A 22,251-nucleotide genomic window follows, 5' to 3' on the forward strand; every position below is an offset into this window, starting at 1 on the left:
CGCAGCAACCGATCATGAAAGGATAGCGCCATGAGCTGGCCGCCGCGCGACTTGCCGCAGACCATTCGCAACCGTACTTTCGACGAGATCGCGGTCGGCGACAGCGCCTCCATCGAACGCACCCTGACCCTGGAAGACATCCAGCTGTTCGCGCTGATGTCCGGCGACATGAATCCGCAGCACCTCGATGCCGAGTTTGCCGCATCGACCCGTTTCCACGGCCTGATCGCCCATGGCATGTGGGGCGCGGCGCTGATCTCGGCCGTGCTGGGAACCCGCTTGCCCGGGCCGGGCACCGTTTACCTGGGGCAAACCCTGCGCTTCCAGGCGCCTGTGCGGGTAGGCGACACCCTGGTCATCTGCGTGACCGTGACCGCGCGCGCTACCGACAAGCCGATCCTGACGCTGGCATGCAGCTGCACCAACCAGCATGGCGCAACCGTCATCGAAGGCGAGGCGACGGTGCTGGCGCCGACCGAAAGGATCGAACGCCCCAGCGCCACCCTGCCGGAAGTACGCATCGGCACCGGCGGCGGCCTGGATCGCTTGCTCGAACGGGTGCGCCCGCTCGGCCGGATCCGCGTGGCGGTGGTCCACCCCTGCGACGCGCTGAGCCTGTCCGGCGCGCTCGATGCGCGTGCGGCCGGCCTGATCGAACCGGTGCTGGTGGCGCCGCGCGCGCGCCTGGAAGCGGTGGCCGCGCAGGCGGGAATCGACCTGGCCGGCGTGGACATCGAAGATGCCGCGCATAGCCATGCCGCCGCCGCCCGCGCGGTCGAGCTGGCCGCCGCCGGCAAGGTGGAGGCACTCATGAAAGGCAGTCTTCACACTGACGAGCTGATCCGCGCAGTACTGAAAGCGGCGCCCGGCCTGCGCACCAAGCGGCGCCTGAGCCACTGCTTCCTGATGCAGACGCCCGCCTATCCGCGGCCCTTCATCATCACCGATGCGGCGATCAACATCGCTCCGACGCTGGAAGACAAGGCCGACATCGTGCGCAATGCCATCGACCTGGCGCATGCGATCGGCGTCGCCGAGCCGCGCGTGGCCATCCTGGCGGCCGTCGAAACGGTCAATCCAGTCATGCCGGCCACGCTCGACGCGGCGGCACTGTGCAAGATGGCCGAGCGCGGCCAGATCTCCGGCGCCCTGCTCGATGGTCCGCTGGCGTTCGACAACGCGGTGTCGGCGGCCGCCGCGCACGTCAAGGGAATCAGTTCGCCGGTGGCCGGCTGTGCGGACGTGCTGGTGGTTCCCGACCTTGAAAGCGGCAACATGCTCGCCAAGCAGCTCGAATTCATGGGCGATGCCAGCAGCGCGGGCGTGGTGCTGGGCGCCAGGGTCCCGATCGTGCTCACCAGCCGCGCCGACTCGGTCGAAACCCGGCTCGGTTCCTGCGCCATCGCACTGCTGCTGGCGCACCATTACCGCAGCGCGCCGCCATGAGCGCCGGCACCCGCATGATCCTGGCGCTCAACTGCGGATCCTCCAGCGTCAAGTTTGCCCTGTTCGAGGCGCGTGGCGCAGACGTGCCGCGCCAGCCGGTGTGGAAAGGCAAGATCGATGCCACCGGCGGCGCGCATCCCTACCGCAGTGCGATGGTCCATGTACTCGAATGTGCACGCGCGCGGCTGGGCGGGCGCGCGTTGGACGCCATCAGTCACCGGGTGGTGCATGGCGGGGAAACATACACCGCGCCGGTGCGCGTGGACGCCGCCGTCCTGGCCGACCTGACCGGCTTCGTCGCGCTCGCGCCGCTGCACCAGCCCTTCGCACTCGAGGCGATTGCCGCACTGATGGCGGATCACCCCCAGATGCCGCAGGTCGCGTGCTTCGACACCGCTTTTCATCACACCCTGCCCCGGGTGGAGCAATTGCTGCCGCTGCCCGCGGCAGTGCGCGCGCGGGGGCTGCGGCGCTACGGCTTTCATGGCCTGTCCTACGAATACATGGCGCAGGTGCTTCCCGAGCGCCATGGCGAACGGGCGCACGGCCGGGTCATCGTCGCCCACCTGGGCAGCGGCGCCAGCCTGTGCGCCATGCACGCCGGCCGCAGCGTGGCCACCTCCATGGGCTTTTCGGCACTCGACGGCTTGATGATGGGAACGCGCAGCGGCTCCCTCGACCCGGGCGTGCTGCTCTATCTGCTCGAGAACGACCGGATGACGGTGGCCGAGCTCACCCATATGCTGTACCGCGAATCGGGCCTGGCGGGGGTGTCCGGGCTGTCTTCCGAGCTGCCGGTCCTGCTGGCCAACGAAGCGCGCACCGATGACACGGGAGCGCGCGTACGCGATGCCCTGGCGCTGTACGTGCGCCGCATCGTGCGCGAGATCGGCGCGCTGGTGGCGGTCCTCGGAGGACTCGACCTGCTGGTGTTCACGGCCGGCGTAGGGGAGCACAGCGCGGCCATCCGCGAACGGGTCTGCGGCGGTCTCGCCTTTCTCGGCATCGTGGTCGACGACGCGGCCAACCAGGCGTGCAGCCATCTGATTTCCGCGCCGGCCAGCCGGGTCACGGTGGCCGTGGAACCGACCGACGAGGAATGGATCGCGGCACGGCACGCGGCCGGGCTGCTGCACAACAGTCATGATCAACCCACACCAATCCAAGGAGATCGACCATGTCCCTGAAAACCATTGTCGTGCACATCGACGGCACCGACCGGTGCAGTACCCGTGTCGCGCTGGCAGCCCAGCTTGCACTTGCATACGATGCCCACCTGATCGGCGTGGCGCCGACCGGATGGTCGCCGCCGGTCGTCATGCCTGGCGTGAGCGAGCCGATCGTGCCGGCGATCCCGGTCGATACCGGGCCGGCCAGGAAGCAATGCATGGCTGCGCTGGCCGCGTTCGAAGCACAGGCACGCCGGTTGGGGGTGCAGACTGTCGAAACGCGCCTGGTGGAGGAAGAACCCGGGCTGGCGCTGGCCCAGCATGGCCTGTGCAGCGATCTGGTCGTGGTCGGGCAGACCAGGGGCGGCGGCAATGCGCCTGCCGCGTGGCAGGACTTTCCGGAATGGGTGATGCTCAACAGTCCGGTCCCGGTGCTGGTGGTGCCGGCGCGCGGGGAGTTCGCAACCGTCGGCACCAGGGTGGCCGTGGCCTGGAACGGCAGCAGCGAGGCGCGCCGCGCGATCGGCACGGCCTTGCCGGTGCTGCGCAAGGCGGACAAGGTGCACCTGGTGATGGTCGATGCCGACCGCAAGCTGATCGAGGCAGACGCCGGGCCTGGCGCCGACATGGGACTCTACCTGATGCGCCATGGCGTCAACGTCGAGGTCGACGTCGACATCACCGGCGGCGATACCGGCGCCGCGCTGGTCGGCGCCAGCGTGGACTGCGGCGCCGATCTGGTGGTGATGGGTGCCTACGGCCGGTCGCGCCTGCGCGAAATGCTGATGGGCGGAGCTACCCGCGCCATGCTCGAGTCGATGCGCGTTCCGGTGTGGATGGCCCACTGAGCTTGTCGCATCTTATCGCGATGCAGGTTTTCAGGTGCGTGTCAGACCGGCTTGGCACATGCTGTCGACCGCACGCTCCGCCGCGTCCTGAAAGGGAAGAAAGACCAGGTCGGCGCCTTTCGACCGCAGCAGTTCGACATCCTGTTCGCGTTGCGTGGAAATAGCGACTTTGCCGGTGTAGCCCTGGCGTTTCAGCGCGTTCATCAGCACCAGGCGCGGATCTTCATGGGTAAGCCCCAGCTCGTGTTGTGGCAAGGCGGACACGACCCAGGCCGCCGACCCGAGTGGTAGCGAGGCCACGGACTCTTCGTCGCAGGCGTCGCCGTAAACCGCGTCGTATCCTGCGGCGTGCCAGCGCCGCAGTTCATCGGGATTGAAGTCCACGGCCAGCAGCCTCACCCCTTTCGTACGCAAGCGCTGCGCGATGGCGGAGCCATAGCGCCCGATGCCGAACAGGATGACATCGTAGGCGCTCTGCGGCGCGTCCGGCGCCGGCGCAGCTTCCCGCTCAGGCACCTTGCGCTCGAAGGGACCAAGGAATGGCTCCAGCCGGCGGTACAGCTCATGCGACCAGGTGATCATGTAGACCGACAGCGCGATCGTGACCAGGCCCACCAGGGTCACCAGCCCCAGGGCATCGGCGTCCACATGGCCCATCGCCATCCCCATCGCCATGAAGATCAGCGAGAATTCGCTGATCTGCGCCACGGTCAGGCCGGCGAGGAAGCCGGTACGCTTGCGGTAGCCCATGCGGCCCATGATCGCCAATACGATCAGCGGGTTCCCGACCAGCACGAACAGGGACAGCAGCAGAGCGGAGGGGATTTGCGCGCCCAGCAGTCCAAGCTCGAGCTGGGAGCCGAGCGCGATGAAAAAGAACAGCAACAGGAAGTCGCGCAGGGAGGACAGTCGCGCCACGACCGCCTCCCGGTAGGGCGTCGATGCTAGCGACACCCCGGCCAACAGCCCGCCCAGTTCCTTGCCGAAGCCTAGGTAGTCGCCGAGCGCTGCCAGCAAGGCGGCCCAGCCCAGTGCGAACGTGATGAGCAGCTCCGGCGAATGCGCGATGCGGCCGACCAGCGGAGTGGCGAGGTAGCGTATGAACAGCCCGGTCGCGCCGAGCATGGCGAGACCGGCCGCCACGACCTGGCCGATGCGCAGCCAGGCGCTTTCTTCGCCACCGCCGCCGGTCGCGCTGCCGATGCCGAAGGCAGAGAGCGCCATCATTGCCAGCACCACCACCAGATCCTGCACGATCAGGAAGCCGATGGCGATACGGCCATGCAGCGAGTCCACCTCTTTTTTGTCGGACAGGAGCTTGACGATGATGATGGTGCTGGAGAAGGTCAGGGCGACGGCGATGTACAGCGAGGTTACCGTGTCCAGGCCGAGCCCCAGGCAGATCAGGAAGCCGATGGCGGAGGTGAAGAACACCTGGCCGAGTCCCGTGGCCAGCGATACCCCGCCGAGCGTGCGGACCAGGTGGAGATCGAGCTTGAGCCCGACGAGGAACAGCAGCACGACCACGCCGAGTTCCGCCAGTGTCGCGATACTGTCGGTGGAATGCACGATGCCGAGCACCGACTGCCCGGCCAGGATGCCGGTGGCGATGTAGGAAACAATCATCGGCTGGTGCAGCAACAGGCCCAGGTAACCGACCAGCGCGGCCAGCGCGAGCAGCGCGGTCAGCTCGTAGAACAGCGAGGTCTGCAGGAAGGCGAGATCAGGCATCGTATCGCATGACGAAGCGGCGCCGATTTCGCTCAGTATGCTTTTACTGGAGAAATGAAACCGTTGGGCTTAAGCGCCAGCAGCGAGCAGCTCAGGGCCTGGACCAGGTTTTCCGCCGTGTTGCCGATCACGAATCCAGGAATGCCCGTCCGTCCGAGGCTGCCCATGACCAGGATGTCGATGTTCCGCTCTTTCGTGAGCTGCGGAATGCGTTGCTCGGGACGGCCGCGGACATGCTCGATCCGGGTAGGTCCGCCGATGCCGGATTGCTTGATTGCGCTTTCCAAATCGCGGCGATGCCGGCGCTGTACGCCGAGCACGGCTTCCAGCAATTCTTCTTCGGGCATCCTGACCCAGGGGCTGCCGCGCAAATACTCCTCGGCCGCGAAATCCCAGCAAGAGACGATCGTCAACTCGGTGTTGCAAGTATCGGCAAGCGAACGCGACAGCTGCAGCAGGCGCAGCGAGAGTGCCTGCCCTTCCGGTTCCGCGCTCTGCGGATCGATCGCGACGGCAACTTTGACCTGGTCCCAGGGTTTGCCGGGCGGGCGGCTCAGCCAGACGGGACAAGGGCATTTGCGTAGCAGTTCCATGTCGACCGCCGTGAATCCCCTGCCGTCGTCATGCCTTTCCGCTTCCTTGAGCACGAGATCGTTCGCCTGCTTCAATGCATGACGGATGATGCGCACGGCGGGGGTGTCGCCGCATTCGACCGTTACCGGGACAGGGCAATCCTGTGCGCCGACGCCGCTGGCCTCGCGGGCCACTTGCAGGGCGCTCTCCAGTTGCTCGGCAAGCCAGCGCGTGTAGCCATCCTTGTAGATGGCCAGGTCGTCGGGAAAGTCGGGGCAGGCGACCAGGGCCTGGAGGTCCGCACGGTAGATGCGCGCGAGGCTGAGAGCTTGCTGTAACGCATCAACGTCGCGGGTCAGCCCGCGGCTGACGAACACAATGTTATTAAATACCTGCATGGCTACTTCTCCCTTGGTCAAGAGGCGCATCAGTCGTGCATGAAGTGTCCCGCATGTTGCCGTTCTAATTATGACAGCAAACGCAGGCAGCGTCCCGGAGAACGCCGCGCCCGCCGCTATGGCCGGTCAGAAGCTGTAGTCGGCCTTGACATAATACGAACGTCCGTTGATCCCGAACGGGCAGGTCTCCCAGCAGTAGGTAAAGCCCAGCTGCGGGAATGGCGCCGCTTTCACGGGATCCCACCTGGTCGGATAGGTATCGAACACGTTGTTGATGCCCGCCGTCAGGCTCAGCTTCTTGGTGAAGTTATAGCGGCCGGTCAGGTCGAGGATCCACTTCGCCGACCAGGTCTGGATGAAGCCCGGCGTGAAGCCCTGGCCCTCCACTTCGCCGAAGTAGTTCGCGCGCGCCGTCGCATTCCACTGTCCGACCGTGTAGTCCGCCGCCACCACGTGGTGCTGGCGCGGCTGCCCCTTCTCGATCAGCGTCACCTGGGTATCGTCGAACAGCTGGGCGCCGCTCAGCACCGAGGATTGCGAATGGCGGTCCTTCACCTTGGTCCGGTTGAAGCCGAGCTGGCCGGACAGCACCAGGGTCGAGCCCTGGCCGCGGGTGGTGTGCTGGGCCACGAGGTCGAAGCCGGTGGTCGTGGTGTCGATCGCGTTGGTGAAGAACTGCGCCTGGCCTACGCGCAGCGGATCGAGGATGGCCTTGATCGGGCAGGCGGCGGCCGTCGGGCAGGGACCGGATTCCGGCGCGATGTTCGACGAGAACACGATGCGGTCGTCGATGTTGGTGCGGTACAGGTCGGCCGTCACCGAAAAGTTCTGGGTTGGGCGCAGGATCATGCCGACGCTGGCGCTCTTCGACGTCTCTTCCTGCAGCGGGGCGATGCCGAAGGCGCGGGTCACGGCGCTGTTCTCGCGCGCGGTCAGGGTTTCGGTCAGCACGCCGGCGGCATTCAGGTTGGTCGACACCGAGCTGTAGAACTTCTGCTGCACGCCGGGCGCACGGAAGCCGGTCGAGGCGCTGGCGCGCAGGCCGATCGTGCGCGACGGGTCGTAGCGGAAGCTCAGCTTGCCGATGGTGGTGTTGCCGAAGTCCGAATAGCGTTCGTGGCGCAGGGCCGCGCCAAGCGAGAGCGTGTCGCCGATCTTGCGTTCGAGGTCGACGTAGTAGGCGGTGTTGTGGCGGCCGTCGTCCACTTCGGTGCCCGGGGTGTAGCCCGGGAAGCCCTGGATGCCGGAAGCGGCGATACCGCCGGTCTGGTCGCGGATGATCTTGCGCGGGTCGTTGGTGCGGCCGTACTGGTAGGAGACCGGGTCGCCGGCCACGATCTGGTAGTTATCCTGGCGCCATTCGAAGCCGGTACCGATGTAGAGCGGGGCGCCGGCAAAGTCGACCGAACCCTTGAAGTCGAGGTTGAGGGTGGTCTGGTCGAACTTCAGCTTGCCGGTATCGGCTTCGAGCGGCGAGCTGCCGTTTTCGTAGTAGTAGCTGACGTTGATCGAGTTCCGCTCGTGGAAACCGAGCTCGCTGCGGCCGTGGTTGACGCTCAGGTCCACGCTCCAGTCGCCGCTCAGGTCATGCTTGTAGCCGACGCCGAGCGAAGCGTCCTTGACGGTGGTGATGATGTTCGGCAGGAAGCCGTTCGGGTACACGGCCGGCACGTTGCGCGCATCGCCCGCCGAACGGAAGAAGCCCGAGGCGTCGCCCTTGCGCTTCGAGGCGCCGCCAAAGGTGTACAGTTCGCCGCCGCCCACCGGCAGCGCGGCGTTCAGCCACAGGTAGCCGTCCTTGGCCAGGCTGTCGCCGATGCGCTGGGTGACGCGCGGCGGGTTCACGCGCAGGGTATCGGGGCCGGCGCGGTTGGTTTCGTTGCGGCGCCGGCCTTCGACCGACAGGTTCAGGTAGCCGCCATCGGCGCCGAGGGCCAGGCCCTTGTGGGCGCTGGCAGTATAGGTGTCGCCATCGCCTTCCTTGGTGGTGCCCACGCTGGCGCTGAGCTGGGTGTCGGTAACACCCTTTTTCAGCACGATGTTGATCACGCCGGCGATCGCGTCGGAGCCGTACTGCGCAGCTGCGCCGTCGCGCAGCACTTCGATCGACTGGATCGCGGACAGGGGGATGGCATTGATGTCGGTACCGGCCGATCCGCGGCCGATGGTCTGCTGCACGTTGACCAGCGCCTGCTGGTGGCGGCGCTTGCCGTTCACCAGCACCAGCAGCTGGTCGGGACCGAGGCCGCGCAGTGTCGCGGGGCGGATGATGTCGGTGCCGTCGCTAATGAAAGTCGTGGTGAAGTTGAACGACGGGTCGAGGTCTTGCAGGACCTTGCCGAGTTCGAGCGAGCCGGCCGACTGCAGGTCTTTCGCGCTGATCAGGCCGACCGGCACGGCGGTGTCCAGTGCGGTCTTGGCCTGGGTCCGCGAACCCAGCACGACCACGGTCGCCGTATCGCCCTGGGCCTGGCTATTCGTCGCTTCCTGCGCGAACGCCGATGCCATGGCCGATACCAGTGTCGATGCGACCAATGCCCGTTTCGTCGTTTGATTCACCATCTTGTCCCCTTGTCGAGAGTTAATCCATCACAAAAAACCAGGTCTCCTATAACTGCTGCGAATTGATTTTGGAGAAATATTTACGTAAGTACAAGTGTCAACTGTGCAATACACAACAGTTTTACTGAATTTCGTGTATTGATGAGACGGGGATGGAAAGGATGATGTGCATGTGCTAGCTGCACGCGGAACGTGTCCTGCCTGTGTCCTGCCTGGCGCTAGATCAGGCCGAGCAGCGCGGCTTTCACGACAGCGGCGGTCTTGTTGGCCGTGCCCAGCTTGGCCAGCGCATTACCGACATGGAAGTTCACCGTCCGTTCTGACAGGGCGAGGATCTGGCCGGTTTCGGACGAGGTCTTGCCGTCGGCCATCCAGCGCAGTACTTCGGCTTCGCGCGCAGTCAGTGTCACGCCAACCGCCGCTGGCTGATACAGCCGCGCCATTGCGGCATGTGTGGCATGGGCAAGCCAGGACATGCTGCCTTCGATGTTGCGCAGTTCGGCGCTCGAGAGAGCGTCGTGCGAGCGCGCCAGGGTCAGCAGGCCTTTGCTGCCGTCGGCGGTGCGCGAGGGCTGGGCCCAGCCGACCCGCAGTCCGTGTTCGCGCGCATCTTCCCATAGCGGGCGGGCGCCGGCAAACAGCTGTTCGCTCCACAGCACCGGCAGCGGAGACGCGGCGCCGTGGGCCACGGTGGGATCGACGGCCAGGTAGCCTGCATGTGCGTAGCGGGCCTGCCATGCGGCCGGGTAGTTGTTGACCATGACGGTGCGCGGGTTCGAGAACGGCAGGAGTGTGCGCAAACCATAGGCGCAGTAATCGAAACCGAGGTCGCGCGCGGCGTGGGCAACCAATCCATGCAGGCTCGCCGCATCCGGCGCCTGCGCCATGGCTGCGAGACAGTCCTCGCGCCAGCCGCTCAGTTGCTCATCCTTCACCACCACCCAGTCCTCTCCGCTGTCAGTTCTTACAGTTTCGATGCCGCCGGGCCTTCCGTAGAATGGAGACCCCAGCCATTGTCACCGTATGTGTTTGGAATAACAACTACTTTCAGGAGATGTCCGTGTCTTATCCACTTCCGCATTTGCTTTCTTGCGGCGGTCGCATCGCCGCGGCCGTGCTGGCGCTCGCGCTGTCGGGAACCATCCATGCCGCATCGCCCGCGCCGGATACCATCAAGGTCGGTCATTACCAGGTGCAGATGGCCACGCTCGGTAGCGGCAACTACACCGTGATCCTGGAATCAGGCTTTGGACGCGACATGGGCGTGTGGCGCAACGTCGCCCCGGCGCTGGCGAAATCGGCGAAGGTGGTGGCCTATTCGCGTGCGGGGCACGGCAAGTCGGATGCGCGGCCGGAAGCGCCGACCATCGCGGCACGCACGGACGAACTGGAGCAGCTGATCGCCACGGCCGGGCTCAAGCCGCCTTTCGTGCTGGTCGGGCATTCCTATGGCGGCTTCCTGGTCCGCAGCTTCGCCGTGCGCCATCCGGAGCAGGTGGCGGGCATGGTGTTCGTGGACTCAAGCGACGAAGCGTTCAACGTCGAGCTGCGCAAGCTCGATGCCGCGGCCGTGGACAAGGACAACAAGCTTACCGAGCAGTTCGTGCCGCCCAAATTCCACGCCGAGCTGCGCAGCGTACAGGCGGTGCTCGACAGCGGCAAGCTGCCGTTCGCCGGGACGCTGCCGGACGTGCCGGTGGCGGTGCTGACCTCGGTACAGAAGCGCGAGCAGCCACAGCTCTTCCTCGAGACCCCGGCGGCGGTACAGGTCTGGCGCGGGCTGCACGAGCGCTTCTTCCGGGCCTTCAGCAACGGCAGCCACATTGTCACCGCCGAGAGCGGCCACAACATCCACCAGGAGCAGCCGCAGCTCGTTGTCTCGGCGGTCGAAGGCGTGATCGCGGCGGCCGAAAGCATGCGCATCAAGCGTGTGCGTGAAGGGGCGCGTGCCGAACTGCTGCGCCGGCTGGAGCAGGGCGGTTCCGATGCCGAGATGGCACAGGCGCTGGAAGCCAGCGGCTTTGGCGAAGCGGACCTCAACCGCATCGGCTACGAGCTGCTCGGGCCGCGCAAGCAGCCTGTGCTGGCCGAACGGCTCATGAAGGCAAATGCCGGCAAGTTCAGCACCTCGGACAACGTGCAGGACAGCTACGGCGAAGTGCTGCTGGCGACGGGCAAGCCGCTGGAAGCGAAGCTGCAGTTCATGAAGGCGGTCACGCTGGCCCAGGCCCAGGGCAAGGATGACAAGGTGCTGGCGGGCTACCGCGCCAACCTGGCCAAGGCCGAGCAGGCCCTGGCGCGTTGAGCATGAAGCGTATTGCGCGATGGTCGGCGGCAGGTCTTCTGGCCGCTACTGCCGCCGCTTATTACAGCGTTCCGGAAATGTTCAGGGAACCCTTGTTGACCCTGAACCGCAGCCTGTCTGGTCTCGAGGAAAAGACCGGCCGATTCGATGCGCATACCGTTCACTATCTGGAGGGCGGCCAAGGCGAGACCGTGCTGCTCTTGCACGGCATATTTGCAGAAAAAGACCATTGGGTCGACTTCGCACGCAGGCTGACCGGTCACTACCATGTGATCGCTCCCGACCTGCCCGGCTATGGCGAGAGCAGCCGTCACGCCGGCCAGCGCTACGATTATGCGACGCAAACGGAAAGACTCAGGCAGTTCATGGATTCGCTTGGCATTGCACGCGCTCATATCGCCGGCAACTCCATGGGAGGCACGATCGCCGCCCTGTTCGCTATCCGCTATCCGGAGCGCGTGGCCAGCCTTGCTTTCATCGGCGCACCGCACGGCATCCGTTCCGAAACAGCCAGCGAGATGGACAGGCTCATCGAGGCCGGCCAGGCGCCGCTGGTGGCGCGCAATGCCGGGGAGTTCGATGCCATGATGAAGCTGGTGTTTGCGGACCGGCCTTTCCTGCCTTATCCCATCCTCCAGGCAGCAGAGCGGGATGCAATCGCCAATGCCGGATCCAACCGGAGAATGTGGGATGAGCAGTTGAAAGACCGCTATCTGCTGCATTACCTGCTGCAGGAACACGTCGGCAGGGTGGCCGTGCCATCGCTGGCATTATGGGGCGGCAGGGACAAGGTGTTCGACGTCTCCGGGGCACAGACCCTGAAAGGATTGTTGCCGCACGTCGACCTCCGTATCCTTCCACGGATGGGGCATCTGCCGATGATGGAAGACCCGAAGGAAACCGCAAGGTTTTACGCGGATTTCCTCCACAGGACGCCGCCGGGAAAACCGGGGCGCTAGCACCGCCTCACGCGTGGTCGCGCATCCATTCCTTCAGGCCGTCGACCCATTTCCTGGCCGGCAGGTTGAGGTGGCGCCGGATCTCGCCCGCGCGTTCGTACAGCAACGAGAAGTCGAGCTGCGGCGCGTTCTTGAAGGCCAGGACCACGATGTTCGCGTCGTGCACCTCGGGCAGCCAGACCACGGCGTCGAACACCTGCTGCATGGTGAGCAGGTTCTTGTCGTAGCTGTCGAAGTGGCCGAAGACATTGGCGGTCATGATCCCGTCTTCCTTCAGGCAGTCATGGCAGCCCTGGTAAAAATCAAGGGAGTCGAGCACCGGGCCACGGGCGTCGTGGTCGTACAGGTCCACCTGCAGGACATCGACCCGGCCGTGGTTGCCGGCATCCAGCACGAAGTCGAGCGCGTTCATCTGGCGCACGTCCAGGCGCGCGTCGTTCTCGGGCAGGCCGAACAAGGCGCGGCAGATGGCGATCACGTTCGGATTCAGTTCGGCCGCGGTAACGTGCGCCTCGGGAAAGCGGCGGTAGCAGAACTTGGTCAGGGCTGCGCTGCCGAGGCCCAGCTGGACGATGCGGCGCGGGTTCTGGAGGAACAGCGTCCACATCATCATCATCTGGACGTACTCGAGCTCGATCGCGTCCGGCTTGGACAGGCGCATCGCGCCCTGCACCCAGGAGGTGCCCAGGTGCAGGAAGCGCACGCCGTCGAACTCGTCGATGGTGGCGGGCGGGTGGCCCGGCTGGGCGAAACGGGGATCGATGCGGGCGTAGGAAGGTGGCATGACAGCCGAATGATACCGTAGGGCGGTCGGCTCTGCCGACCGCGCGTTCAACGGGATGATGCTCAGCCGGGCGTCAGTTCATGCCGGATTTGAACGCGCGGTCGGCGAAGCGTGATCTGGTCCACCGGACCGTGATCTAGTCCACCGGACTAGATCACCCCCTACGCTATGCCATTCCTGCCGAACTCGCGGAAACCCGGCCGCTCGGTCAGGCGGTCGACATAGGCCGCCACGTGGCGCAGGTCCGGCCTGTCCATCGGCGTCAGCATCCAGCGGTTCACCGACAAGCCCAGCACGATATCCGCCAGCGTGAAGGCGCTGCCCGCAACGTAGGCGCCGGTGGCGCGCAGCTGGGCGTCCAGGATGCCGATGTGGCGGTTCCAGGACGCGATGCTGGCTTCGACCTGTGCCCTGTCCTGGTAGGCGGCGTTGTTGCGCACCAGTGCCATGAAGGCGTAGCGCCAGGCCGTGTTCAGGTCGGTGGCCTGCCAGTCCATCCATTGCTCGACACGTGCGCGATCGCGCGCACCGGCCGGCAGCAGGGCGCCCGCGCCCTGTTCGCCGTACTTCGAGCAGAGATAGCGGCAGATGGTATTCGACTCCCACAACACGAAGCCGTCCTCCACGAGCACCGGTACCAAGCCGTTCGGGTTGAGTGCCGCATGTCCCGCGTTCCAGTCTTCGCGCTCGAAGGGGAGTCCGAGCTCGATGCAGGTCCACAGCACTTTGCGCACGTTGATCGACGTGTCCTTACCGATGATCTTCAGCATATGCATCCTTTCATGGTGTTTGCGTTCCCGGCAGTGCCGGAAGGATGAGGGTGACGGCCAGGCCGCCGCCGTCGCGGTTCGAGAGCGAGATGCGCCCGCCGTGGGCTTCGGCGATCTCGCGCGCCAGCGCCAGCCCAAGGCCGGTGCCGCTGCGCTTGGTGGAATAGAAGGGTACCAGGGCGTTGGTCAGCACGGTGTCGCTCATGCCGGCGCCGCGGTCCAGCACGTCGATGCGCAAGGCCTCCTGCACGCGGCGCACCTGCAGCTCGACGTCCCCGGGCTTTGATCCCGATTCGTGCGCATTCTTGAGCAGGTTGAGCAGGGCCTGTTCCATCTGGGCGGCGTCGATCCAGGCCGGCTCCTGCGGCAAGTCGCCCGACAGGCGGAACGGCACCTGGTCGGCCAGCCGGTCCACGAACACGCGCCAGGGCACGGCATCGAGGCGCGGCGTGGGCAGCTTGGCGAAGCGCGCATAGCCGAGAATGAAGGTTTCAAGGTGGCGGGTACGCTCGCCGATGGTCTGCAGGATCTGGGGCAGGCGCTCGGTCTGGCCGCGCCGCACCAGCTCCGCGCCGGAGTGCGCCAGGGACGCGAGCGGCGCCAGCGAGTTGTTCAGCTCATGGCTGATCACGCGGATCACCTTCTTCCAGGTCTGCACCTCCTGGCGCCGCAGCTCGGTGGTCAGGTGGCGCAGCAGCAGCAATTCGTGGCGCCGGCCGTTCAGCGTGAAGCTGCTCCGCGCCAGGTGATAAACCTCTTCTTCTTCCGACTCCCCGGCGGTGAACAGGCCGTCGCCGCCGCGCGCCAGCGCCTCCTTCAGGGCCGGGGCTGCGGTTTCCAGGATGTCGCCCAGACCGTGGCCTTCGAGCTTGCGTCCTTCGGACAGCAGCTGGCGCGCGGCCAGGTTGGCGTAGACGATGGTGCCCGCCGAAGTAGCTGTATTGGTGGCGAAGTCGGTCACCAGCAGCATGGCCACCGGCGTGTTCTGGACCATGGTATCGAGCAGCAGCTCGCGCTGCACCAGGCCGAGGCGCTGTTCGCGCAGCACCTGCCCCAGGTCGTTGTGGGCGGCGATCAGGTCGGCCAGCTCGTCGTTCTGGGGCCAGTGCAGGCTGAAGGAAAAGTCGCCGTCGCGGTAGCTGGCCACCGTGCCCTCGAGGGCGCGGAACAGCGACAGGATCGGCTGGATCTGCGAGCGGATGGTGATGATGGCGATCGGGACGATCGCCGCCAGGCAGGCGAAGAAGACGAGGACGGGATGCTCGGGGAAGAGGTGGTCCAGCCCGAGCGCGATCAGCATGCCGAGGGCCAGCAGGGTGCCGACCAGCGCCGACCAGCGCGTGACCAGCGAGAGTCGGAACCCTGTGCCCTTCATGCCGCTCATGTGGGGCGTGCGATGCCGAGCCGCTCCATGCGCCGGTACAGGGCCTGGCGCGACAGGCCCAGTTCGCTTGATGCCTGCGCCACCACGCCGCCGGCGCGTGCCAGCGCCTGCACGATGGCTTCGCGGTCGGGTTCCGCATCCAGGGTGGGCGCCACCGCGACCGGCAGCCCAAGATCGGCAGCCTTGATGACGTCTCCCTGCGCCAGCAGGCTGGCGCGTGCCATCACGTTCTTCAGCTCGCGCACGTTGCCGGGCCAGGTGTGGGCCTGCAGCGCCGCTTCGGCCGAAGAATGCAGGGTCTTCCCGCGCAGGAAGGAAAGCGCCAGCGGCAGGATGTCGCCCGGGCGCGCGGCGAGCGGCGGCAGGCGCAGTTCGATCACGTTCAGGCGGTAGTACAGGTCTTCGCGGAAGCTGCCGGCGCGGATCATGGCGCCGAGATCGGCGTTGGTGGCGCTGATCACGCGCACCTTCACCTGGCGCTCGCGGTTGGAGCCGAGGCGCTCGAAGCGTCCGGTTTCCAGCACGCGCAGCAGCTTCATCTGGCCGGCCAGCGGCAGGTTGCCGATCTCGTCGAGGAACAGGGTGCCGCCGTCGGCCGCCTCGAACTTGCCTTCCCGAGCCTTCGAGGCCCCCGTATAGGCGCCGGCCTCCGCCCCGAACAGCTCGGCCTCGATCAGTTCCGAGGGCAGGGCGCCGCAGTTCAGCACCACGAAGGGGCCGTCGGCCACCTGCGAATTGGCCTGGATGATGTCGGCGATGCGCTCCTTGCCGGTGCCGTTCGGGCCGGTGATGAGCACCGGTACGTCGGCGCGCGCCACCTGGCAGGCCAGGGTGAGCACGCGCTCGGTAGCCGGGTCCTGCCACACCAGGCCGCGCAGGTCGAAGTTCTGTTCCAGTTCGCGCTTGGCCTTGCGCTCGCGCTGCAGGCGCTGGTTCAGGGCGCGGTTGGCCTGGCCCAGCTCGATCAGGTTGGTCACCGTGGTGAGCAGGCGCTCGTCGTTCCAGGGCTTGGACAAGTAGTCGGCGGCGCCGGCCTTGATCAGCTCCACCGCGGCGTCCAGGTGGGTCCAGGCGGTGAGCAGGATCACCGGCAGGTCCGGGTGGCGCTTGCGGATTTCGCGGAACAGCGCCACGCCTTCCTCGCCGGACGTCGTGTCGGCCGTGAAGTTCATGTCCTGGATGACCAGGTCCACGTGCTCGCGCCCGAGGATGTCCAGCCCTTCCTCGGGCGACGCCGCGCGCAGCGAGGCGATGTCGTGGAGGGAGAACAGGACGTCGAGCGCGATGGCGACCGCGGCGTTGTCGTCGATGATCAGTACGGTGGGCATGACGGCAAGTTTAGCATTAGTTACTTGTCGTTAAGCACTGCGGGTGGCAGTCGCCGGCGAGATGCTGGCAGCGCGCCAGGCCGGGCCGTAGGCCGCCAGGATGCCCAGCGCCCAGAACACCACCGCGCCGCCCACCAGGTAAGTCGCCGGCAATCGCGCCATCTCGAGCTTCGTCACCAGGAGGTGGTTCAGGCCCAGGCCGAGCAGCACGCCGCCGAACACGCCGGCGCTGGTGATCATGACGTTCTCAAGGATGAAGTAGCGCAGGATGTCCAGCTTGCGGGCGCCCAGGGCGCGGCGCACGCCGATCTGCTTGCGGCGCTGGGTCACCCACAGGCTGGCCATGCCGACGATGCCCGAGCAGGTGATCAGGAGCAGCAGCACGCTCACGGTGATCAGCATCCACGACAGGGCGACATCGCCGCGGTAGCGCTTCTGGCGGTCTTCCTCGACCGTCTTGGCTTCCAGGATCATTGGCGTTGCCGACGACTTGCGCAGCGCTTCCTCCGCTTCCTTCATCACGCGGTCGCGCTGGCCCGGTTCGGTGCGGACGGCATACAGGGCGCCGGGATTGCCGTACAGGCGCGCCGGAACCAGCGCCGCCCACTCGCCGCGCTCGCCGACGTCGCCGTGGGCCGACTGCAGCCGCTCGACCACGCCGACGATCTGGGCGCCCTGGGCTTCCTCGCCGGTGCCGAAGTACATCGTCTTGCCGACGGCGGAGCCGTCCGGCCACAGCTTGTCTGCCAGCGCCTTGGTAATGACCAGGTGCTTGGGCAGCTCGCGGCTGGTGTTCTCGTTGAGGTCGACCAGCTCCTGCGGCAGGAAGTCGCGGCCTTCGACGATCTTCAGGCCGAAGGTCTTGACCACGGAGTCGCCGGAGAAGTACACCGACGCCAGCGCGCTCTCGCGTTCCTGGCGGCGATCGAGCGCGACGCTGTTGGTGCTGCCGCTGCCCGAGATCGGCATCTGCGACACGTTCGCGACCGACACCACGCCCGGCACCGCGCGCAGCACGTCGGCTTCGCGCTTCATGGTGGCGAGCATCTGCTCCGGACCGTCGCTGTTCAGGTTGCGCACATTAAAGTAGAAGGTGGCTGCCTCGTCGGACAGGCCGGTCGGGCGCGCCGCCACTTCACGGCGCTCGTTGACGACGTGCAGGGCGTTGGCCAGGATCGCCAGGCTCAGCGCGACCTGCAGCGCGACCAGGATCGGACCGGTCTTGTTGCGCATCAGCGCGGACAGGATGGGCTTGATTTCCATGATGGTCTCTTTCGTTCTTATTGCGATTTCAGCTGGATGGCCGGGGTCACCTGGCAGGCGCGCCAGGTCGGCAGCAGGCCGGCGACGATGGCGGCGGTGACGGACATGACGAAGGTCAGCATCAGCATCTGCCAGTCCATGCGGGCGACCGCCGCCATGCCCTTGCTCTGCATGCCGATCAGCGCCAGCGCGCCGAAGGACAGCACCAGGCCGAGCACGCCGCCCACCAGGCCGACCACGCCGGTCTCGATCAGGAACTGCTGGAACACGTCGCGGCGCGAGGCGCCGAGCGCGCGGCGCACGCCGATCTCGGAGGCGCGCACCGAGAACTTTGCCAGCAGCAGGCCGACCGTGTTGACCAGGCACAGGATCAGGAAGCCGAACGCCAGCCAGGCCGACAACTTGCTGTCGTTGCCGACGACCTTCATGTGCTCCATCCATTCCATCACGTCGTACAGCTTGTTCGGCGCATTGCGCTTCAGGCGGCCCAGCTTGCGCTGCTCGCTTGCATAGTTGTCGAGCCATGACTGCAGTTCGGCGCGGTCGGAAGCGGAACGGGTTTCGAACCAGAACTGGATCCAGGTGCACTCCGAGGTCAGGAGGTTGGCGAAGCCCGGGTCACGGTTGGCGCTGCAGTTCATGCTGCCGTTGTTGCCCATCTCGTGGCGCAGCGCGGTCGAGAACGGAATGAAGAATTCCTCGGCTTTGCCGAAGCGGCTGCCGCCGATCAGCCTGTAGTAGCGCGGGAGCGGATTCCAGGTATTGAGCACGCCGACCACCGTGTAGGGGAAGCCGCCGATCCTGATCTGCTTGCCGACCGGATTGGCGTCGCCGTACAGCTTCTCGGCGACCGCGCGGCCCAGCACCACCACGTCGGCGCCGCGCGCGTCGTCCCCTTCGGTCCAGGGCTGGCCGTGCAGGAAGGGCACGTTGAACATCGCGAAGAAGTCGCGGGTCGGGGCCAGGCCGGAGGCGGTAAAGGCCGGCATGTCGCTGCGCGGCGGCTCGATCGGCTGGAACACGCCGTACATGGCGGTGCGGCGCTCGCCCTGGCCGCTCTTGAGGAGGTTGGCGGCGTCGATGTAGCCCAGCTGGTTGTCGTTGGGACCGTCGCTCGGGACCCAGCCTTCGACCGGGCCGTTGTCCACGTGCGGCACGAACAGGCGTTCGCTCTTCTCGGGAATCGGGTCGCCCGACATCATGTGCAGGATGGTCAGCGTCGAGACGCTGGCGGCCACGCCGATGGCCAGCGTCAGCACCATCAGGGCGGTCAGGGCCGGGTTGCGGCGCAGGCTGCGCACGCCGAGCTTGAAGTAATAGGAGAACATGTCGTGGTCTCCGCTGCTTATGCCGACACGGCGGCGCCGGCGGCCTTGGCATCGACCAGGGTCGGTCCCTTGCGCACCAGGTCCGAGACCTGGCCGTCGATGATGTGCACGTTGCGATGGGTGCGCACCGCCAGTTCCGGGTCGTGGGTCACCATCAGGATGGTGGTGCCGGCCGCGTTGATCTCTTCCAGCAGCTCCATCACGCCGCGCGCCATCTGGGTGTCCAGGTTACCGGTCGGTTCGTCGGCCAGCAGCAGCTTGGGCGAACCGGCCAGCGCGCGCGCGATCGCCACGCGCTGCTGCTGGCCGCCGGACAGCTCGGCCGGGTAGTGCTTCATGCGCGAGGCCAGGCCGACCTTGCTGAGTGCGTCCTCGATGCGCTCCTTGCGCTCGGTCTTGTTGAAGCCGCGGTAGCGCAGCGGCACGTCGACGTTGTCGAACAGGTTCAGGTCGGGAATCAGGTTGAAGCCCTGGAAGATGAAGCCCAGCTTCTCGTTGCGCAGGCGCGAGCGGGCGCTGTCGTCCAGGCCTTTCACGTTGACGCCGTCGAGGACGTACTCGCCCGAGGTGAATTCTTCCAGCAGGCCGGCGATGTTCAGGAAGCTGGTCTTGCCGGAGCCGGACGGGCCGGTCACGGTGACGAACTCGCCCTGCTTGACTTCGATCTCGAAACCGCGCAGCGCGTGGGTCTCGATCATGTGGGTGCGGTACACCTTGCTCAGGTTGGTCATGCGCAGCATGGAATTCTCCTAGTTTGTATTGGTTTTAGCGGTTGATCGCTCAGTTGATCGTGACACGATTGGCGTTGTTGAAGGTGTCGGTGCCGGCGATCACCACCTTGTCGCCCTGCTTCAGGCCCGACAGGACCTCGACGGCGGAAATGCTGGTGGCGCCCAGCTGGATCGGGGTGCGCACGGCGATCCCGTCCTGCACCACGTAGGCATGGCGTCCGCCCTCGCTCTCCACGAAGGGGCCGCGCGGCAGGGTCAGGACGTTGGGGCGCTCCTCGATCAGCAATCTGGCGGTCACGCGCTGGCTCTGGCGCAGGCCCTTGGGCTGCTCGCCGTCGAAGCGCACGCGCGCCAGCACCTGGTTCTTCACGACTTCCGGCGACAGCGCGGACAGCTTGCCGGTGGCCTTGCCCGAAGGCAGGGTGATCTCGGCGTTCATGCCCAGGCCGATGTCGGCCACGTAGGTTTCCGGCACCTCGACTTCGACTTCGAGCTTGGACAGGTCGACCAGGGTCATCAGGGGCGCATTGGCCGCCACCACCATGCGGTTCTGGACGTTGAGGGTGCCGATGAAGCCGTCCACCGGCGCGCGCACGGTCAGCTCGTCGACGCGGCGCTGGGCATTGGCCAGCGAGAGGCGCTGGCGTTCCAGCTCGTTGATCTTGGTCTTCAGGGCCAGCTGGACGTCGTCGCTTTCGAGGTTCGCGGCCTGGGACGCGTGGCGCGCGCGGATCTCGGCCGAGCTCAGGGCATCCTTGGCGCGCTGGTAGTCGATCTTGGCGATGATGCCCACCTGGGCCACGCCTTCGTAGCGTTCCAGGGTGCGCTGGGCCGACAGGCGCTCGATCTCGGCGGTGTCGGCATCGCGCTTGGCCAGCAGCTTCTGCTTGCGCGCCAGGATTTGCTGGCGCGCCACCTCGGCCTTGAGCTGTTCGTAGCTCGAGGTCTCGCGCTTGAGTTCATCGGCCAGGTCGGGCGAATCCAGCACGGCCAGCACGTCGCCCTTCTTGACGGTGTCACCGGCGGCGACCTTCAGGTTGACGGTAGCAGGGGCGGTCGAATACAGGGTCGGGCTGACGGCGGCCACGATGCGGCCGTTCACCGAAGCGTCGCGGACCAGGGTCCCGCGGGTGACTTCGGCGATGCGCAGGCGGGCTTCGCTGACGGAGTGTTCGCTGCTGGTCCAGGCGCCCAGCACGGCGGCGCTGACGGCGAGGAGGGCACACGCGCCGCCCACCCACAGCGCGCGGCGCTTGAGCTTGTGGACCGGGGCCGGGGTGAGGACAGCGTCTTGTTGTGATGTATCGCGGATCATGGCATCTCGGGTGACAACGTTGGATGGCGTCGTCAATGCACGATCCGTGCCAGTTTGGTAAGTGACTGATTCTGCGGGGAATGCTGCTGCCGTGTCCGGTGTCCGCGGTGTCCGTCAATACTTTTTGCGGACAGTGTCCGCGGACAGTCGTAGGGCGGACGGCGAAGCCGTCCACCCTACGAATTACTTTTGCGGCTTCTGCTTCTGCGCGTAGGTACCGATGAGTTCGCCCTTGCCGATCAGGTGGCCCTGCATCGCCTGCAGCAGCTGGTCGCGGTCGGCCCCGAACGGCACATCGAGCATGGTGTCGAGTGCATACACCTGGAAATGGTAGTGGTGCGGCTTGTCGCCCACCGGCGGCTTCGGCCCGTAGTAGCCCATCGAGCCGCGCGTGTTCCGGTCCTGCACCACGCCTTCCGGATCGGTCAGGCGCGGCTGCTCCTGCAGGCCTTCCGGCAGGCTGGCGACGTTCGCCGGGATATTCCAGGCCAGCCAGTGCACGAAGGGCGTGACCGGTTTGGCGTCCGGGTCTTCCATGATGATGGCGTAGGACTTCGCGTTCGGCACCGCCTTCCGGGTCAAGGCAGGGGACACGCCGTCAGCGTATTCGCTGTATTTTTGATTCATCGCACTGCCGGCCTTGAAGCTCGGCGAGCTGACCGTGAGTGCGCCTGTCGATTGCGTCTCGGGACGCTTGTTCGCGAGCGGCACGCCGTTGCCCTCGTTGGCCTGGTCGCGCATCGGGCCTGCCGGCGCCATGGCTGTCAAATTGCCCGGCTTTCCGGCGCTGTGCGCGATGCGGTAAATCACGCCGTTGCCGTCGTCCGCCATCAGCAGCGCGCCGTCCCTGGCCCAGGCCAGGCCGACCGGGCGCGCGCGAAGCGCACGCGGACGATTTCGTAGCCCGAGGCCTGGGCGCGGTTCCAGGAGCCGCGCATGGTAACAAAAGCGTCGCCGCTGTATTCCGTCGGGAAGCCGCCGCGGTAGCCGAACACCATCTGCATCGGCGCCGCGTGCGCGGTGTAGCCCAGCACCATCGGGGTCCCGCGCGCCGTGATGATGCGGGCGTTCTTCAGGCCCGTGGCGAAAGGCGTGACGGTGAAGCCCGGTGGCGCCTTGATGCCGCGCATGCGCTCGGGCGTGGCCTCGACCTTGGCCGGCTTGAAGACATTGGACGGGGCGGAGAAGCGGGTCCCGTCACCCTGTTGGACACAGGCGGCGCCTGCCGCCATGCCGATTAGCGCTGCCGCTGTCACGCGTTTCATGTCCTGGCTCTCCCTCGTTACCGTGGTTGGATGTGATAAAAAATCGTGCCAGAACATCGGCCGGCGGTATGTGGGAGAACGTTTGCCGGCTG

General features: G+C 66.3%; 19 protein-coding genes. 5 read left to right on the top strand and 14 right to left on the bottom strand.

The features are described 5' to 3' along the window. The first annotated feature begins 30 nt into the window (after window positions 1–30). Genes MA09_RS03825 through MA09_RS03835 form a run of 3 tightly spaced genes read left to right on the top strand, consistent with a single transcriptional unit; the run spans window position 31 to window position 3,463 of the window. Window positions 31–1,446 (top strand): bifunctional enoyl-CoA hydratase/phosphate acetyltransferase, encoded by a 1,416-nt coding sequence (locus tag MA09_RS03825; protein ID WP_036245603.1) that lies wholly within the window; start codon window positions 31–33, stop codon window positions 1,444–1,446. Then, window positions 1,443–2,633: an acetate/propionate family kinase gene (locus tag MA09_RS03830; protein WP_051933144.1), complete on the top strand. Its 1,191-nt coding sequence runs from the start codon at window positions 1,443–1,445 to the stop codon at window positions 2,631–2,633. Before MA09_RS03825 ends, MA09_RS03830 begins: the two co-directional genes overlap by 4 nt. Continuing rightward, entirely contained in the window at window positions 2,624–3,463 is an 840-nt protein-coding gene (locus tag MA09_RS03835; RefSeq protein WP_036245604.1) for a universal stress protein, read from the top strand. The genes MA09_RS03830 and MA09_RS03835 overlap by 10 nt, the downstream gene beginning before the upstream one ends. 30 nt (window positions 3,464–3,493) lie before the next feature. On the opposite strand, the gene MA09_RS03840 is transcribed toward MA09_RS03835, so the two are convergent. The 4 genes from MA09_RS03840 to MA09_RS03855 form a co-directional block, all read right to left on the bottom strand. Further along, the gene (locus MA09_RS03840; protein ID WP_036245605.1) at window positions 3,494–5,194 is read right to left on the bottom strand and encodes a cation:proton antiporter; all 1,701 of its coding nucleotides are present in this window, start codon (window positions 5,192–5,194) and stop codon (window positions 3,494–3,496) included. A 32-nt stretch (window positions 5,195–5,226) separates the two neighbouring features. Continuing rightward, the gene (locus MA09_RS03845) at window positions 5,227–6,195 is read right to left on the bottom strand and encodes a universal stress protein (RefSeq protein WP_200883025.1); all 969 of its coding nucleotides are present in this window, start codon (window positions 6,193–6,195) and stop codon (window positions 5,227–5,229) included. Between the two features lie 96 nt (window positions 6,196–6,291). Then, entirely contained in the window at window positions 6,292–8,673 is a 2,382-nt protein-coding gene (locus MA09_RS03850) for a TonB-dependent siderophore receptor (protein ID WP_229440541.1), read from the bottom strand. Between the two features lie 272 nt (window positions 8,674–8,945). Beyond that, complete coding sequence (locus tag MA09_RS03855) at window positions 8,946–9,665, bottom strand: autoinducer binding domain-containing protein (protein WP_229440542.1); 720 nt, start codon at window positions 9,663–9,665, stop codon at window positions 8,946–8,948. A gap of 122 nt (window positions 9,666–9,787) precedes the next feature. On the opposite strand from MA09_RS03855, the gene MA09_RS03860 reads away from it, so the two are divergent. Then, complete coding sequence (locus MA09_RS03860) at window positions 9,788–11,032, top strand: alpha/beta fold hydrolase (RefSeq protein ID WP_229440543.1); 1,245 nt, start codon at window positions 9,788–9,790, stop codon at window positions 11,030–11,032. 2 nt (window positions 11,033–11,034) lie between these two features. After that, complete coding sequence (locus MA09_RS03865) at window positions 11,035–11,991, top strand: alpha/beta fold hydrolase (protein WP_036245611.1); 957 nt, start codon at window positions 11,035–11,037, stop codon at window positions 11,989–11,991. 7 nt (window positions 11,992–11,998) lie between these two features. Here MA09_RS03865 and MA09_RS03870 read toward each other — a convergent pair whose 3' ends face one another. The 10 genes from MA09_RS03870 to MA09_RS25205 form a co-directional block, all read right to left on the bottom strand. After that, window positions 11,999–12,775, bottom strand: a complete 777-nt coding sequence (locus tag MA09_RS03870) for a spermidine synthase (protein ID WP_036245614.1) — start codon at window positions 12,773–12,775, stop codon at window positions 11,999–12,001. A gap of 161 nt (window positions 12,776–12,936) precedes the next feature. Then, on the bottom strand, window positions 12,937–13,545 hold the full coding sequence (locus MA09_RS03875) for a glutathione S-transferase family protein (RefSeq protein ID WP_036245615.1): 609 nt from the start codon (window positions 13,543–13,545) through the stop codon (window positions 12,937–12,939). A 10-nt stretch (window positions 13,546–13,555) separates the two neighbouring features. Beyond that, complete coding sequence (locus MA09_RS03880; protein ID WP_229440544.1) at window positions 13,556–14,920, bottom strand: PAS domain-containing sensor histidine kinase; 1,365 nt, start codon at window positions 14,918–14,920, stop codon at window positions 13,556–13,558. Between the two features lie 5 nt (window positions 14,921–14,925). Beyond that, window positions 14,926–16,257 (bottom strand): sigma-54 dependent transcriptional regulator, encoded by a 1,332-nt coding sequence (locus MA09_RS03885; protein WP_036245618.1) that lies wholly within the window; start codon window positions 16,255–16,257, stop codon window positions 14,926–14,928. A 30-nt stretch (window positions 16,258–16,287) separates the two neighbouring features. Then, window positions 16,288–17,520, bottom strand: a complete 1,233-nt coding sequence (locus MA09_RS03890; protein WP_036245620.1) for an ABC transporter permease — start codon at window positions 17,518–17,520, stop codon at window positions 16,288–16,290. A 17-nt stretch (window positions 17,521–17,537) separates the two neighbouring features. Beyond that, complete coding sequence (locus tag MA09_RS03895; protein ID WP_036245621.1) at window positions 17,538–18,848, bottom strand: ABC transporter permease; 1,311 nt, start codon at window positions 18,846–18,848, stop codon at window positions 17,538–17,540. Window positions 18,849–18,865: 17 nt separating this feature from the next. Continuing rightward, window positions 18,866–19,588 carry an ABC transporter ATP-binding protein gene (locus MA09_RS03900; protein WP_036245622.1) on the bottom strand — a complete coding sequence of 241 codons (723 nt, stop codon included), beginning with the start codon at window positions 19,586–19,588 and terminating at the stop codon, window positions 18,866–18,868. A 40-nt stretch (window positions 19,589–19,628) separates the two neighbouring features. After that, the gene (locus MA09_RS03905; RefSeq protein WP_036245623.1) at window positions 19,629–20,894 is read right to left on the bottom strand and encodes an efflux RND transporter periplasmic adaptor subunit; all 1,266 of its coding nucleotides are present in this window, start codon (window positions 20,892–20,894) and stop codon (window positions 19,629–19,631) included. A 183-nt stretch (window positions 20,895–21,077) separates the two neighbouring features. Next, window positions 21,078–21,725: a YbhB/YbcL family Raf kinase inhibitor-like protein gene (locus MA09_RS25200; RefSeq protein WP_051933146.1), complete on the bottom strand. Its 648-nt coding sequence runs from the start codon at window positions 21,723–21,725 to the stop codon at window positions 21,078–21,080. Then, window positions 21,725–22,159: a hypothetical protein gene (locus tag MA09_RS25205; protein WP_229440545.1), complete on the bottom strand. Its 435-nt coding sequence runs from the start codon at window positions 22,157–22,159 to the stop codon at window positions 21,725–21,727. The genes MA09_RS25200 and MA09_RS25205 overlap by 1 nt, the downstream gene beginning before the upstream one ends. Window positions 22,160–22,251: the final 92 nt, after the last annotated feature.

It is taken from the genome of Massilia sp. BSC265 (assembly GCF_000740675.1).
In the GTDB taxonomy this organism is placed as follows: Bacteria; Pseudomonadota; Gammaproteobacteria; order Burkholderiales; family Burkholderiaceae_D; genus Telluria.